Here is a 13,455-nt window from a genome sequence, read left to right on the forward strand (position 1 = left end):
GCAACCTGCGGCTAGCTTTTTAGTTTGCTCTTTGATTTTTATTGAGTATGAAAGGATGTTTGAGAAGGTTTTACAGTAAAAGAAAATTAAAAAATCTAGAAAGAAAATATGAAAGATAGAATAAAAGAATATTTACAAGATAAGGGAAAGGTAACTGTCAATGACTTGGCTCAGGCTTTGGAAAAAGACGGTTCCAAGGATTTTCGTGAGTTGATTAAAACCTTGTCCCTAATGGAAAGAAAGCACCAGATACGCTTTGAAGAAGATGGCAGTCTGACCTTGGAAGTCAAGAAAAAACATGAGATTACCCTCAAGGGGATTTTTCATGCCCATAAAAATGGCTTTGGCTTTGTTAGTCTGGAAGGCGAGGAGGACGACCTTTTTGTAGGAAAAAACGATGTCAACTATGCTATTGATGGTGATACCGTTGAGGTCGTGATCAAGAAAGTCGCTGACCGCAATAAGGGAACAGCAGCAGAAGCCAAAATTATTGATATCTTAGAACACAGCCTGACAACAGTTGTCGGACAAATCGTTCTAGATCAGGAAAAGCCTAAGTATGCTGGCTACATCCGTTCGAAAAATCAGAAAATCAGCCAACCCATCTATGTTAAGAAACCAGCCCTTAAACTGGAGGGAACAGAAGTTCTCAAGGTCTTTATCGATAAATACCCAAGCAAGAAACATGATTTCTTTGTCGCGAGTGTTCTCGATGTGGTGGGACACTCAACAGATGTCGGAATTGATGTTCTTGAGGTCTTGGAATCAATGGACATTGTATCCGAGTTTCCAGAAGCTGTTGTCAAGGAAGCAGAAAGTGTGCCTGATGCTCCGTCTAAAAAGGATACGGAAGGTCGTCTGGATCTAAGAGATGAGATTATCTTTACCATCGATGGTGCTGACGCCAAGGACTTGGACGATGCGGTGCATATCAAGCCTATGAAAAATGGCAATCTGGAACTTGGAGTTCACATTGCGGATGTTTCCTACTATGTGACCGAGGATTCTGCCCTGGACAAGGAAGCCCTTAACCGCGCGACTTCAGTCTATGTGACAGACCGTGTGGTCCCAATGCTTCCAGAACGACTGTCTAATGGAATTTGCTCCCTCAATCCCCAAGTTGACCGCCTGACCCAGTCTGCCATTATGGAAATTGATAAACATGGTCGTGTGGTCAACTATACCATTACACAAACGGTTATCAAGACTAGCTTCCGTATGACCTACAGTGATGTCAATGATATCCTAGCTGGCGATGAGGAAAAGCGACAAGAATATCATAAAATTGTACCAAGTATCGAACTTATGGCCAAGCTTCATGAAACTTTAGAAAACATGCGTGTGAAACGTGGAGCTCTCAATTTTGATACCAATGAAGCGAAGATTTTAGTGGATAAACAAGGTAAGCCTGTTGATATCGTTCTTCGGCAGCGTGGCATTGCCGAGCGGATGATTGAGTCTTTTATGTTGATGGCCAATGAAACAGTTGCCGAGCATTTCAGCAAGCTGGACCTACCTTTTATCTATCGAATTCACGAGGAGCCTAAGGCTGAAAAGGTTCAGAAGTTTATTGATTATGCTTCGAGTTTCGGTATTCGAATCTATGGGACTGCTAGTGAAATGAGTCAAGAGGCACTTCAAGATATTATGCGAGCAGTTGAGGGGGAACCTTATGCAGATGTATTGTCCATGATGCTTCTTCGCTCCATGCAGCAGGCTCGTTATTCGGAGCATAATCACGGCCACTATGGATTAGCAGCAGATTACTACACTCACTTTACTAGTCCGATTCGTCGTTATCCAGACCTTCTTGTTCATCGCATGATTCGGGATTATGGGCGTTCTAAGGAAATAGCAGAGCATTTTGAACAAGTGATTCCAGAGATTGCGACCCAGTCTTCCAACCGTGAGCGTCGTGCCATTGAGGCTGAGCGTGAAGTCGAAGCCATGAAAAAGGCTGAGTATATGGAAGAATACGTGGGCGAAGAGTACGATGCGGTTGTGTCCAGCATTGTCAAGTTTGGTCTCTTTGTTGAATTGCCAAACACAGTTGAAGGCTTGATTCACATCACAAATCTACCTGAATTTTATCATTTCAATGAGCGTGATTTGACTCTTCGTGGGGAGAAATCAGGAACAACTTTCCGTGTAGGTCAGCAAATCCGTATCCGAGTTGAAAGAGCCGACAAGATGACGGGTGAAATTGACTTCTCTTACATCCCAAGTGAGTTTGATGTGATTGAAAAAGGCTTAAAACAGTCTAATCGTAGTGACAGAGGGCGTGGTTCAAATCGTCGTTCAGATAAGAAGGAAGATAAGAGAAAATCAGGACGCTCAAATGATAAGCGCAAGCATTCACAAAAAGACAAGAAGAAAAAAGGAAAGAAACCTTTTTACAAGGAAGTAGCTAAGAAAGGAGCCAAGCATGGCAAAGGGCGAGGGAAAGGTCGTCGCACAAAATAAAAAGGCGCGCCACGACTATACAATCATAGATACGCTAGAGGCAGGGATGGTTCTGACTGGAACTGAAATCAAGAGTGTACGAGCTGCTCGAATCAATCTCAAGGATGGCTTTGCCCAAGTAAAAAATGGAGAGGTCTGGTTGAGCAATGTCCATATCGCTCCTTACGAAGAGGGCAATATCTGGAACCAAGAACCAGAACGTCGTCGTAAACTCCTGCTCCATAAAAAGCAAATCCAAAAGTTGGAACAAGAGACTAAAGGGACAGGAATGACCCTGGTTCCTCTTAAAGTCTATATCAAAGACGGTTATGCCAAGCTTCTTTTAGGTTTAGCTAAAGGGAAGCATGACTACGATAAGAGAGAGTCTATCAAACGTCGTGAGCAAAACCGCGACATCGCGCGCGTGATGAAAGCTGTTAATCAGCGATAAAAAGAGGAATTGAAAATGGAAAAATTAGTTGCCTATAAACGCATGCCTTTGTAGACTAAAGAAACCATGCCTGAAGCTGTTCAGCAAAAGCACAATACAAAAGTTGGGACTTGGGGAAAATTACTGTCTTGAAGGGAGCTCTCAAGTTTATTGAATTGACAGAAGAAGGGGAAGTTCTAGCTGAACACCTCTTTGAAGCAGGGGCAGATAATCCCATGGCACAACCACAAGTCTGGCACCGAGTGGAAGCTGCCACAGATGATGTGGAATGGTACTTGGAATTTTATTGTAAACCTGAGGATTATTTCCCTAAGAAATACAATACCAATCCTTTTCATTCAGAGGTTCTAGAGGCCATGCAGACAGTAAAACCAGGGAAAGCTTTGGATTTGGGTTGTGGTCAGGGGCGCAATTCTCTTTTTCTAGCCCAGCAAGGTTTTGATGTGACGGCTGTAGATCAAAATGACCTGACCCTTGAAATCTTGCAAAGTATTGTGGAGCAAGAAGATCTGGACATGACTGTTGGTCTTTACGATATCAATTCAGCTAGCATTGGGCAAGAATATGATTTTATCGTATCAACTGTTGTTCTCATGTTTCTACAAGCAGACTGCATTCCAGCTATTATTCAAAATATGCAGGATAAAACCAGTGTTGGTGGCTATAATCTTATCGTTTGTGCTATGGACACGGAGGATTATCCTTGCTCAGTGAACTTCCCATTCACCTTTAAAGAAGGGGAATTGGCAGACTATTACAAGGATTGGGAATTGGTTAAGTACAATGAAAATCCAGGCCATTTGCACCGTCGCGATGAAAATGGCAATCGTATTCAACTACGCTTTGCGACCATGCTAGCCAAGAAAATCAAATAAAAATGAATGAAGATTAGGAATTTTCCTGATCTTTTTTCTTTTTTACGAATAATATAGAAAAGGAGGGAAATCATGTTTGTTGCGAGAGATGCTAGGGGAAAATTGGTAAATGTGTTAGAGGATAAGCTTGAGAAGCAAGCATACACCTGCCCAGCTTGTGGAGGTCAGCTTCGTTTGCGTCAAGGACCAAGTGTACGGACCCATTTTGCCCATAAATCCTTAAAAGACTGTGATTTTTCCTCTGAAAATGAAAGTCCAGAACACCTGGCAAATAAGGAAGTCCTCTATCACTGGTTGAAAACAGAGGCTGAGGTGCAATTAGAATACCCGCTTCCAGAGCTTAAACAGATTGCAGATGTATTTGTAAATGGCAATCTAGCTTTAGAAGTTCAGTGTAGTCTCTTGCCTCAAAAAATTCTTAAGGAGCGTAGTGAGGGCTATCGTAGTCAGGGTTACCAAGTACTGTGGTTGCTAGGAGAAAAACTTTGGCTCAAGGAGCGTTTGACTCGTCTGCAAGAAGGTTTTCTATACTTCAGTCAAAACATGGGATTTTATGTTTGGGAAGTAGACAAGGAAAAACAGGTTTTAAGGCTTAAATATCTCATCCACCAGGATCTCCGAGGCAGACTCTATTATCAAATCAAGGAATTTCCCTATGGACAAGATAGTCTACTGGAGATATTACGTTTTCCCTATAAGAAACAAAAAATATCTAGTTTTAGTGTTTCTCAGGATAAGAACATCTGTCGTTATATCCGGCAACAACTGTTTTATCAAAATCCCTTTTGGATGAAAGAACAAGCAGAAGCCTATCAAAAGGGAGAGAATATCCTGACTTATGGGCTAAAAGAATGGTATCCACAAATTCGACCACTAGTAGGTGAGTTTTGCCAACTTGAGCAAGATTTGACCAGCTATTATCAGTATTTTCAAACCTATTACCAAGAAAATCCTCAAAATGATTGGCAAAAGCTCTATCCACCAGCCTTTTATCAGCAATATTTCTTAAAAAATATGGTAGAATAGAAAGGATGGAGGAATCTAATGGTATTACAAAGACATGAAATAAATAAAAAAGATACATGGGATCTATCAACGATTTACCCAACTGACCAGGCTTGGGAAGAAGCCTTAAAAGATTTAACAGAAAAATTGGAGACAGTAGCCCAGTATGAAGGTCATCTCTTGGATAGTGCGGATAGCCTACTGGAAATTACTGAATTTTCTCTTGAAATGGAACGCCAGACGGAGAAGCTTTACGTTTATGCTCATATGAAAAATGACCAGGACACACGTGAAGCCAAGTACCAAGAGTACTATGCCAAGGCCATGACTCTCTACAGTCAGCTAGATCAAGCCTTTTCATTCTATGAACCTGAATTTATGGAAATCAGTGAAGAGCAGTATGCTGACTTTTTAGAAGCTCAACCAAAATTGCAGGTTTATAAACACTATTTTGATAAGCTTTTGCAAGGCAAGGATCACGTTCTTTCACAACGTGAAGAAGAATTATTGGCTGGAGCTGGAGAAATCTTTGGTTCGGCAAGTGAAACCTTCGCTATCTTGGACAATGCGGATATTGTGTTCCCTTATGTCCTCGACGATGATGGTAAGGAAGTTCAGCTATCTCATGGGACTTACACACGTTTGATGGAGTCTAAAAATCGTGAGGTGCGTCGTGGTGCCTATCAAGCTCTTTATGCGACTTATGAACAATTCCAACATACCTATGCCAAAACCTTGCAAACCAATGTTAAGGTGCAAAACTATCGTGCCAAAGTTCGCAACTACAAGAGCGCTCGTCATGCAGCCCTAGCAGCCAATTTTGTTCCAGAGAGTGTTTATGACAATTTGGTAGCAGCAGTTCGCAAGCATTTGCCACTCTTGCATCGTTACCTTGAGCTTCGTTCAAAAATCTTGGGGATTTCAGACCTCAAGATGTACGATGTCTACACACCACTTTCATCTGTTGAATACAGTTTTACCTACCAAGAAGCCTTGAAAAAGGCAGAAGATGCCTTGGCAGTCTTGGGTGAGGATTACTTGAGCCGTGTTAAACGTGCCTTCAGTGAGCGTTGGATTGATGTTTACGAAAATCAAGGCAAGCGTTCAGGGGCTTACTCTGGTGGTTCTTACGATACCAATGCCTTTATGCTTCTTAACTGGCAGGACAATCTGGACAATCTCTTTACTCTTGTTCATGAAACAGGTCACAGTATGCATTCAAGCTATACTCGTGAAACGCAACCTTATGTTTACGGAGATTATTCGATCTTCTTGGCTGAGATTGCCTCAACGACCAATGAAAATATCTTGACGGAGAAATTATTGGAAGAAGTGGAAGACGATGCAACGCGCTTTGCTATTCTCAATAACTTCCTAGACGGTTTCCGTGGGACAGTTTTCCGCCAAACTCAATTTGCTGAGTTTGAACACGCGATTCACCAAGCGGATCAAAATGGTGAAGTCTTGACAAGCGATTTCTTAAATAAACTCTATGCTGACTTGAACCAAGAGTATTATGGTTTGAGTAAGGAAGACAATCCGGAAATCCAATACGAGTGGGCTCGGATTCCACACTTCTACTATAACTACTATGTATACCAATATTCAACAGGCTTTGCGGCGGCCTCAGCCTTGGCTGAAAAAATTGTCCATGGTAGTCAAGAAGACCGTGACCGCTATATCGACTACCTCAAGGCAGGTAAATCTGACTATCCACTTAATGTCATGAGAAAAGCTGGCGTTGATATGGAGAAGGAAGACTATCTCAACGATGCCTTTGCAGTCTTTGAACGTCGTTTGAATGAGTTTGAAGCCCTTGTTGAAAAATTGGGATTGGCGTAAGATGGTTGAATCGTATAGTAAAAATGCCAACCATAACATGCGTCGCCCTGTCGTCAAGGAAGAAATTGTAGACTTGATGCGTCAGCGTCAAAAGCAAGTCACAGGTTCCTTGAAAGAATTGGAAGACTTTGCCCGCAAGGAAAATATTCCCATTATTCCCCATGAAACGGTTGTTTATTTCAGGTTTCTCATGGAAACCATGCAACCTAAAAACATTCTGGAAATTGGGACGGCTATCGGTTTTTCAGCTCTCTTGATGGCAGAGCATGCGCCAAATGCTAAGATTACAACCATTGACCGTAATCCAGAAATGATTGGTTTTGCCAAGGAAAATTTTGCCCAGTTTGACAGTCGCAAGCAAATCACTCTCCTAGAGGGAGATGCGGTAGACGTCTTATCTACACTGACAGAGTCTTATGATTTCGTCTTTATGGATTCTGCCAAGTCTAAATACATCGTCTTTCTGCCAGAAATCCTCAAACATTTGGAAGTTGGAGGTGTGGTTGTCTTGGATGATATTTTTCAAGGTGGTGATGTTGCCAAGGACATTATGGAAGTTCGTCGTGGCCAGCGAACCATTTATCGAGGACTTCAAAGACTATTTGATGCAACCTTAGACAATCCAGGACTCACCGCAACATTAGTACCTCTGGGGGACGGCATTCTCATGCTTCGTAAAAATGTAGCAGATGTTCAATTGCCTGACAGCGAATGATTTTCAGAAAAATTTAAGAAAATATAGTAAAATAGATAGAGTAACACTTATCTCAAAGGAGTAGACATGAAGAAAAAACTATTGGCAGGTGCCATTACACTATTATCAGTAGCAACTTTAGCAGCTTGTTCGAAAGGTTCAGAAGGGGCAGACCTTATCAGCATGAAAGGGGATGTCATCACAGAACATCAATTTTATGAGCAAGTGAAAAGCAACCCTTCAGCCCAACAAGTCTTGTTAAATATGACCATCCAAAAAGTTTTTGAAAAACAATATGGCTCAGAGCTTGATGATAAAGAGGTTGATGATACTATTGCCGAAGAAGAAAAACAATATGGTGAAAACTACCAACGTGTCTTGTCACAAGCAGGTATGACTCTTGAAACACGTAAAGCTCAAATTCGTACAAGTAAATTAGTTGAGTTGGCAGTTAAGAAGGCAGCAGAAGCTGAATTGACAGATGATGCTTACAAGAAGGCCTTTGACGAATACACTCCAGATGTAACGGCTCAAATCATCCGTTTGGACAATGAAGACAAGGCCAAAGAAGTTCTCGAAAAAGCCAAGGCAGAAGGTGCTGATTTTGCTCAATTAGCCAAAGATAACTCAACTGATGAAAAAACAAAAGAAAATGGTGGAGAAATTACCTTTGATTCTGCTTCAACGGAAGTACCTGAGCAAGTCAAGAAAGCCGCTTTCGCTTTAGATGTAAACGGCGTTTCTGATGTGATTACAGCAACTGGCACACAAGCCTACAGTAGCCAATATTACATTGTAAAACTCATTAAGAAAACAGAAAAATCATCTAATATTGATGACTACAAAGAAAAATTAAAAACTGTTATCTTGACTCAAAAACAAAATGATTCAACATTTGTTCAAAGCATTATCGGAAAAGAATTGCAAGCAGTCAATATCAAGGTTAAGGACCAAGCCTTCCAAAATATCTTTACCCAATATATCGGTGGTGGAGATTCAAGCTCAAGCAGTAGTACATCAAACGAATAGTCCAAATCAATAAGTCAGGGAAAAAACTCGACTTCAGGAAAAAATGAAGTAAATCTTCCCACAATAAAACGCATAGTACAAGGTTTTCAATACCTGATATTATGCGTTTTTTGATTTTAAAGACTTTTTGACTAGCCCCATTTTTTAACTTAATACTCAGTGAAAAGCAAAGATTAAACTAGGAAGCTAGCTGTAGGCTGCTCAAAGAACAGCTTTGAGGTTGCAGATAAGTCTTATGAGGTCACCAACATATATAATGTGAAGCTGACGTGGTTTGAATAGATTTTAGAAGAGTATGAGTTAGAAGTTTTAATGGATAATGCAAGATTCCATAGAATGGGTAAGCTAGAGTTCTTATGTGAAGAGTTTGGGCATAAACTTTTACCTCTTCCTCCCTACTCATCTTATACTCAATGAAAATCAAAGAGCAAACTAGGAAACTAGCCGCAGGTTGCTCAAANNATATATACGGCAAGGCGACGTTGACGCGGTTTGAAGAGATTTTCGAAGAGTATTAGTATAGAAAAGTGAATCTGAACTAGTACATCACTGCTTCTAAAACATTCTTATAAATTGATTTAAATTCTCAAATCAATTTATTCAGTTCATATTTCATTTTGCTCTACAATTCTGTTGAGAAGACATGTGTTCATATCAAAAAGGTATTGGCAAGTTGCAATACCTTTTTACGAGTCTCTTTTGTCTTATTTTTGTTTCAACTGACTATATCTCCAGAAGACTAGGCTATAATTATGATTGATAAGAAGTATCATTCCAAGTATCAAGAGTGAATGTTTCAAAATCATGGGTTTCTAGAATGGTCAGGCTGGCATTTGCTAGACCGCCATCTTTACGAAGAAGTGGTTCTTTATAACCTAGAAGAGTACGAATACTGGCAGTAAGATTAGCGCCATGCCCGACAATCAGAATACGCTCAGCTGGACTATCTTTTAATGATTTGATAAATTGGATTGTCCGTTGCGTGGTGCTATAGAGGGATTCGGCTCCAAACATTTGAGTGTCAAATTGAGCAAGATTAGTACGGAAAGCCTGGATTTGTTGCGGGTAAATAGCTTCCAAGGTTGCAATTTTCAAACCTTCTAATTTACCTAGCTGCCATTCACGGAGATTCGGAACACTTTCTAAAGGACAGGGTGTCTTGAGTTGACTTTGGATAATCTCGGCAGATTTGACAGCTCGAGGTAAATCACTTGAATAAATCTGATCAAAAGGAATTTCCTTGAGATATTGGCCAAGTCGTTTTAGGGTTTCAATGGATTCAGGAAGAAGAGGAGAATCACCGCTAGCACCTTGAAAACGACCTTCTTGGTTCCAGACCGTACGACCGTGGCGGACAAAGTAGAGTTTCATTACTTGCTGTCCTCCAAAATATCTACAAAGTCAGCCTTTACAAAGCTAGCCAAGTCTTGTGGCGCGACGATAATGCTATGACCAACTTCCCCAGCAGAAACAATCATTTGATTCAAGTCGAGAGCGATTTTATCGATAAAAATGGGGTAATTATGTTTTTGACGAATACCAACAGGATTATTGGCTCCATGAATATAACCTGTTGTTTTTTCCAAGTCCTTTTGTGGAATCATGTTCACTTTTTTATTGCCAGAAATTTTGGCTAGTTTCTTTTCCGACAGGTGTTGAGTGATAGGGACAATTCCAATAATCGGTCCTGTCTTGTCTCCTAAAAGAGCCAAGGTTTTGAAAATCTGATCTCGTTCATAACCTTGAGGCAGCTCTCCTTCCAGGGCATTGATTTGAATCCCCTGATGTGGGATGCCTGCTTTCGACAGGATTTGTTCCACCAATGTTTTTTTGATTTTTACTTTTTTTGCCATTATTTATACTTATCCTCCAATTGGCTCATCCAAATACCAAGCCAGATTCCCAGCGCAAAGAAGAAGGCGATGATGACATACCCAACAAGAGAAAGGCCAGTGTATTGGATACTTTCAGCGTTTCCTGCATTTGGAATTAAGATCAAAAGGGTACTTGATAGGACGATACCGATGATGAAATGATAGACGCGTGAGTGGTAGTTGTTTAAGGCATAATCCATCAATTTTGAAAAAACGATGAGAGTTGCACCTGCACCAATTCCAATCGGAAAGAAGGTTCCCAAGAGATCAAAAGTTTTAAAACCAGTCAACATAGGAGCATAGAGTCCCAAAATCAAAAGTAAATTTGATGGGCTGAGGCCAGGAACCAAGACGCCAAGGGCCAATAGTGCGCCTGCTAGGACGAAGTTAAGAAAGCTGGCGCTTAAGGTTCCAACGACAAAATTTAAGGCATAGAGTCCTAGTCCAGAAATGATAAAGGTTGTCCAGAACCAAGCTAAATCAATCTTGTCTCGATCAGATTCTCGAGTTGATTCCTTGAGGAGGCTAGGAACTGTACCAATGATGGCACCCGCAAAGCTCCATAAGACAAAGACCTGATAATTTTCAAGCAGGTATTCAATTGGGTAGGAAAATAAGCCGATTCCCAGAAGCATACCGATGGCAACTGGAATAAAGTACAAAACATTTTCTTTAAAGTCTTTAAAAGGATGGGCCAGAAAGCCAATCATTCGTTCGTAAATGCCTAAGATTGCTGCTAGAACCCCTCCGGAAATTCCCGGTAGAATAAATCCAAGAGCAATCACAATCCCTTTAATAAGGCGCGCTAACCATGAGAGCATATAGTTCCTCCAACTATTTCTATTTCAAAAAATCCTTACTATATTGTATCACAATCAAACACAAAAAGAAAAAGCAAATGCTAAACAAATGCTTTTAAGGTTTTAAAAAGAGTTTTCGAAAGGTTTCTTCTTTATTTTTTAAGGGAGAGATGACGTTGATATCCAAATTGTGGTCAAAGCCGGCAATTTTCCCTTTAGATGTGTATTGGTGAATATCATAATCTAAATCAGTTTTAGGACTGCTCTCCAAAAATCCTGAGTCTGAGCCGTAGGACGGAATCCAAACAGAGGTAAACTTGCCTGTATCAATACTATGTTCTTCCATGAAGTAGACACCAACGTAGATTCCGATGTTTTTAGCACCTAGTGATGCTAGTTTTGCTCGAAAGGCTTCAACACCCTCGTTCATATTGGACATGGTTTTATCTTCTACGTCTAGCCAATAGTAACTAGGGCTGTAAGGAGAGGCAGCATTGTAGAAAACTTCGGCAGCCTTTTCCATTTCTTGGACACTTTTTCCAGCGACATAAGCGTAGACAGCAACTGGGACATTCCGCTTTTGAAGTTCAGTGATATGACTCTTATAGGCCTTATCTATTCCATTGATAAAGGAAGCATCATTTTCTTTTGTCGTTTGAGCACCACTGTGAACACGAACAATAGCGCCTGAAATATTTTGTGAGAGGGCATCGTAGTTGATTTCCTCAGGACGCTGCCAGCCAGAGAGGTCAATAATCGGTTTGTCTAAGTGTTTCAAAGCCTGTGCTTCAATCTGTGCTATATTGGATTTTGTTTTAAACGATTGGTTGTCATTAAGTGGGCGATTGATGATTAAAATGAACATCATAATCCCAAAAAAACCAAATAAAATAAGTGGATGAATTTGTTTTCTCATATCTCATAATTTTACCTTAAAAATGAAAAAAATCAAAAAAAATGGGTTAAGGAAAGGACTTTGGAGCATTTTTTCATTCAAGGGCGCGGAATGATTTGAAATATGGTATAATAAAAGGGAATTTCTACAGAAAAGAGAAGATTATGTCAAATTTTGCCATTATTTTAGCAGCGGGTAAAGGGACTCGCATGAAATCTGATTTGCCAAAAGTGTTGCACAAGGTTGCGGGTATTTCTATGCTGGAACATGTTTTCCGTAGTGTGGGAGCTATCCAACCTGAAAAGACAGTAACAGTTGTCGGACACAAGGCAGAATTGGTTGAGGAGGTCTTGGCTGGACAGACAGAATTTGTGACTCAATCTGAACAGTTAGGGACAGGCCATGCAGTTATGATGACAGAGCCAATCTTAGAAGGTTTGTCCGGTCACACCTTGGTCATTGCAGGAGATACTCCTTTAATCACTGGTGAAAGTTTGAAAAACTTGATTGATTTCCACATCAATCATAAAAATGTGGCCACTATCTTGACTGCTGAAACGGATAATCCTTTTGGCTATGGACGAATTGTTCGTAATGACAATGCTGAGGTTCTTCGTATTGTTGAGCAAAAGGATGCCACAGATTTTGAAAAACAAATCAAGGAAATCAACACTGGAACATACGTTTTTGACAACGAACGTTTGTTTGAGGCTTTGAAAAATATCAATACCAACAATGCTCAAGGAGAATACTATATCACAGATGTCATTGGCATTTTCCGTGAAGCCGGTGAAAAAGTTGGTGCTTATACTTTGAAAGATTTTGATGAAAGTCTTGGTGTAAATGACCGTGTGGCTCTTGCGACTGCTGAGTCAGTCATGCGTCGTCGTATCAATCATAAACACATGGTCAACGGTGTTAGCTTTGTCAATCCAGAGGCAACTTATATTGATATTGATGTTGAGATTGCGCCTGAAGTTCAAATCGAAGCCAATGTTACCTTGAAGGGGCAAACGAAAATTGGTGCTGAGACTGTTTTGACAAATGGTACTTATGTAGTGAATAGCACTATCGGAGCAAGAGCGATTATTACCAATTCTATGATTGAGGAAAGTAGTGTTGCAGACGGTGTGACAGTCGGTCCTTATGCCCACATTCGTCCAGGTTCAAGTCTGGGTGCCCAAGTTCATATTGGTAACTTTGTTGAGGTGAAAGGTTCTTCAATCGGTGAGAATACTAAGGCTGGTCATTTGACTTATATCGGAAACTGTGAAGTGGGAAGCAAGGTTAATTTCGGTGCAGGAACCATTACAGTCAACTATGATGGTAAAAACAAATACAAGACAGTCATTGGCAACAATGTCTTTGTTGGATCAAATTCAACCATTATTGCGCCAGTAGAACTTGGAGACAATTCCCTCGTTGGTGCTGGTTCAACTATTACCAAAGACGTGCCAGCAGATGCGATTGCTATTGGTCGCGGACATCAGGTCAACAAAGACGAATATGCAACACGTCTTCCTCATCATCCTAATAATCAGTAGGAGC

The 13,455-nt window shown here is 40.6% G+C and carries 12 protein-coding genes and 1 pseudogene; 9 read left to right on the plus strand and 4 right to left on the minus strand.

Translation table 11 applies throughout. From position 1 onward, the window contains the following. Positions 1-108 precede the first annotated feature (108 nt). The 8 genes and pseudogenes from rnr to HT671_RS00585 all read left to right on the plus strand — a co-directional run. Entirely contained in the window at positions 109-2,463 is a 2,355-nt protein-coding gene (rnr, locus tag HT671_RS00550) for a ribonuclease R (RefSeq protein ID WP_138703426.1), read from the plus strand. Then, positions 2,426-2,893, plus strand: coding sequence for an SsrA-binding protein SmpB (gene smpB, locus HT671_RS00555; protein ID WP_001051744.1), 468 nt, complete (start codon positions 2,426-2,428; stop codon positions 2,891-2,893). The genes rnr and smpB overlap by 38 nt, the downstream gene beginning before the upstream one ends. Before the next feature lie 110 nt (positions 2,894-3,003). Next, complete coding sequence (gene tehB / locus HT671_RS00560; RefSeq protein ID WP_007285037.1) at positions 3,004-3,768, plus strand: SAM-dependent methyltransferase TehB; 765 nt, start codon at positions 3,004-3,006, stop codon at positions 3,766-3,768. A 72-nt stretch (positions 3,769-3,840) separates the two neighbouring features. Next, a complete protein-coding gene (locus HT671_RS00565) occupies positions 3,841-4,794 on the plus strand; it encodes a competence protein CoiA family protein (RefSeq protein WP_138703425.1) in 954 nt (317 codons plus the stop codon). Positions 4,795-4,812: 18 nt separating this feature from the next. Beyond that, positions 4,813-6,615 carry an oligoendopeptidase F gene (pepF, locus tag HT671_RS00570; RefSeq protein ID WP_166735329.1) on the plus strand — a complete coding sequence of 601 codons (1,803 nt, stop codon included), beginning with the start codon at positions 4,813-4,815 and terminating at the stop codon, positions 6,613-6,615. A gap of 1 nt (position 6,616) precedes the next feature. Further along, positions 6,617-7,330, plus strand: a complete 714-nt coding sequence (locus HT671_RS00575; protein WP_007285038.1) for an O-methyltransferase — start codon at positions 6,617-6,619, stop codon at positions 7,328-7,330. Between the two features lie 66 nt (positions 7,331-7,396). Further along, positions 7,397-8,338, plus strand: coding sequence for a peptidylprolyl isomerase PrsA (prsA, locus tag HT671_RS00580; RefSeq protein ID WP_000727950.1), 942 nt, complete (start codon positions 7,397-7,399; stop codon positions 8,336-8,338). A gap of 306 nt (positions 8,339-8,644) precedes the next feature. Further along, positions 8,645-8,740 (plus strand): annotated as a pseudogene (locus HT671_RS00585) (IS630 family transposase); the annotation flags it as partial. A gap of 348 nt (positions 8,741-9,088) precedes the next feature. Here the strand turns inward: HT671_RS00585 and HT671_RS00590 are convergent. The 4 genes from HT671_RS00590 to HT671_RS00605 all read right to left on the minus strand — a co-directional run bounded on the left by HT671_RS00590 (position 9,089) and on the right by HT671_RS00605 (position 11,928). Beyond that, positions 9,089-9,709 carry a histidine phosphatase family protein gene (locus HT671_RS00590; RefSeq protein ID WP_023932732.1) on the minus strand — a complete coding sequence of 207 codons (621 nt, stop codon included), beginning with the start codon at positions 9,707-9,709 and terminating at the stop codon, positions 9,089-9,091. Continuing rightward, positions 9,709-10,191, minus strand: a complete 483-nt coding sequence (locus HT671_RS00595; RefSeq protein ID WP_023938144.1) for an aminoacyl-tRNA deacylase — start codon at positions 10,189-10,191, stop codon at positions 9,709-9,711. The genes HT671_RS00590 and HT671_RS00595 overlap by 1 nt, the downstream gene beginning before the upstream one ends. Beyond that, positions 10,191-11,033 carry a DUF368 domain-containing protein gene (locus tag HT671_RS00600; RefSeq protein ID WP_023938142.1) on the minus strand — a complete coding sequence of 281 codons (843 nt, stop codon included), beginning with the start codon at positions 11,031-11,033 and terminating at the stop codon, positions 10,191-10,193. The genes HT671_RS00595 and HT671_RS00600 overlap by 1 nt, the downstream gene beginning before the upstream one ends. Before the next feature lie 94 nt (positions 11,034-11,127). Continuing rightward, positions 11,128-11,928, minus strand: a complete 801-nt coding sequence (locus HT671_RS00605; RefSeq protein WP_023941523.1) for a glycoside hydrolase family 25 protein — start codon at positions 11,926-11,928, stop codon at positions 11,128-11,130. Positions 11,929-12,071: 143 nt separating this feature from the next. On the opposite strand from HT671_RS00605, the gene glmU reads away from it, so the two are divergent. Continuing rightward, positions 12,072-13,451, plus strand: a complete 1,380-nt coding sequence (gene glmU / locus HT671_RS00610) for a bifunctional UDP-N-acetylglucosamine diphosphorylase/glucosamine-1-phosphate N-acetyltransferase GlmU (RefSeq protein ID WP_000064397.1) — start codon at positions 12,072-12,074, stop codon at positions 13,449-13,451. Positions 13,452-13,455: the final 4 nt, after the last annotated feature.

Origin of the sequence: Streptococcus sp. 2741 (assembly GCF_013276315.1) — a bacterium.
Taxonomy (GTDB): domain Bacteria; phylum Bacillota; class Bacilli; order Lactobacillales; family Streptococcaceae; genus Streptococcus; species Streptococcus pseudopneumoniae.

Excerpts from the sequence above, each read along its gene's own strand:
- rnr (WP_138703426.1), top strand. The coding sequence starts at position 109 with ATGAAAGATAGAATAAAAGAATATTTACAAGATAAGGGAAAGGTAACT.
- smpB (WP_001051744.1), top strand. The coding sequence starts at position 2,426 with ATGGCAAAGGGCGAGGGAAAGGTCGTCGCACAAAATAAAAAGGCGCGC.
- HT671_RS00565 (WP_138703425.1), top strand. The coding sequence starts at position 3,841 with ATGTTTGTTGCGAGAGATGCTAGGGGAAAATTGGTAAATGTGTTAGAG.
- pepF (WP_166735329.1), top strand. The coding sequence starts at position 4,813 with ATGGTATTACAAAGACATGAAATAAATAAAAAAGATACATGGGATCTA.
- HT671_RS00575 (WP_007285038.1), top strand. The coding sequence starts at position 6,617 with ATGGTTGAATCGTATAGTAAAAATGCCAACCATAACATGCGTCGCCCT.
- prsA (WP_000727950.1), top strand. The coding sequence starts at position 7,397 with ATGAAGAAAAAACTATTGGCAGGTGCCATTACACTATTATCAGTAGCA.
- HT671_RS00590 (WP_023932732.1), bottom strand. The coding sequence starts at position 9,709 with ATGAAACTCTACTTTGTCCGCCACGGTCGTACGGTCTGGAACCAAGAA.
- HT671_RS00595 (WP_023938144.1), bottom strand. The coding sequence starts at position 10,191 with ATGGCAAAAAAAGTAAAAATCAAAAAAACATTGGTGGAACAAATCCTG.
- HT671_RS00600 (WP_023938142.1), bottom strand. The coding sequence starts at position 11,033 with ATGCTCTCATGGTTAGCGCGCCTTATTAAAGGGATTGTGATTGCTCTT.
- HT671_RS00605 (WP_023941523.1), bottom strand. The coding sequence starts at position 11,928 with ATGAGAAAACAAATTCATCCACTTATTTTATTTGGTTTTTTTGGGATT.
- glmU (WP_000064397.1), top strand. The coding sequence starts at position 12,072 with ATGTCAAATTTTGCCATTATTTTAGCAGCGGGTAAAGGGACTCGCATG.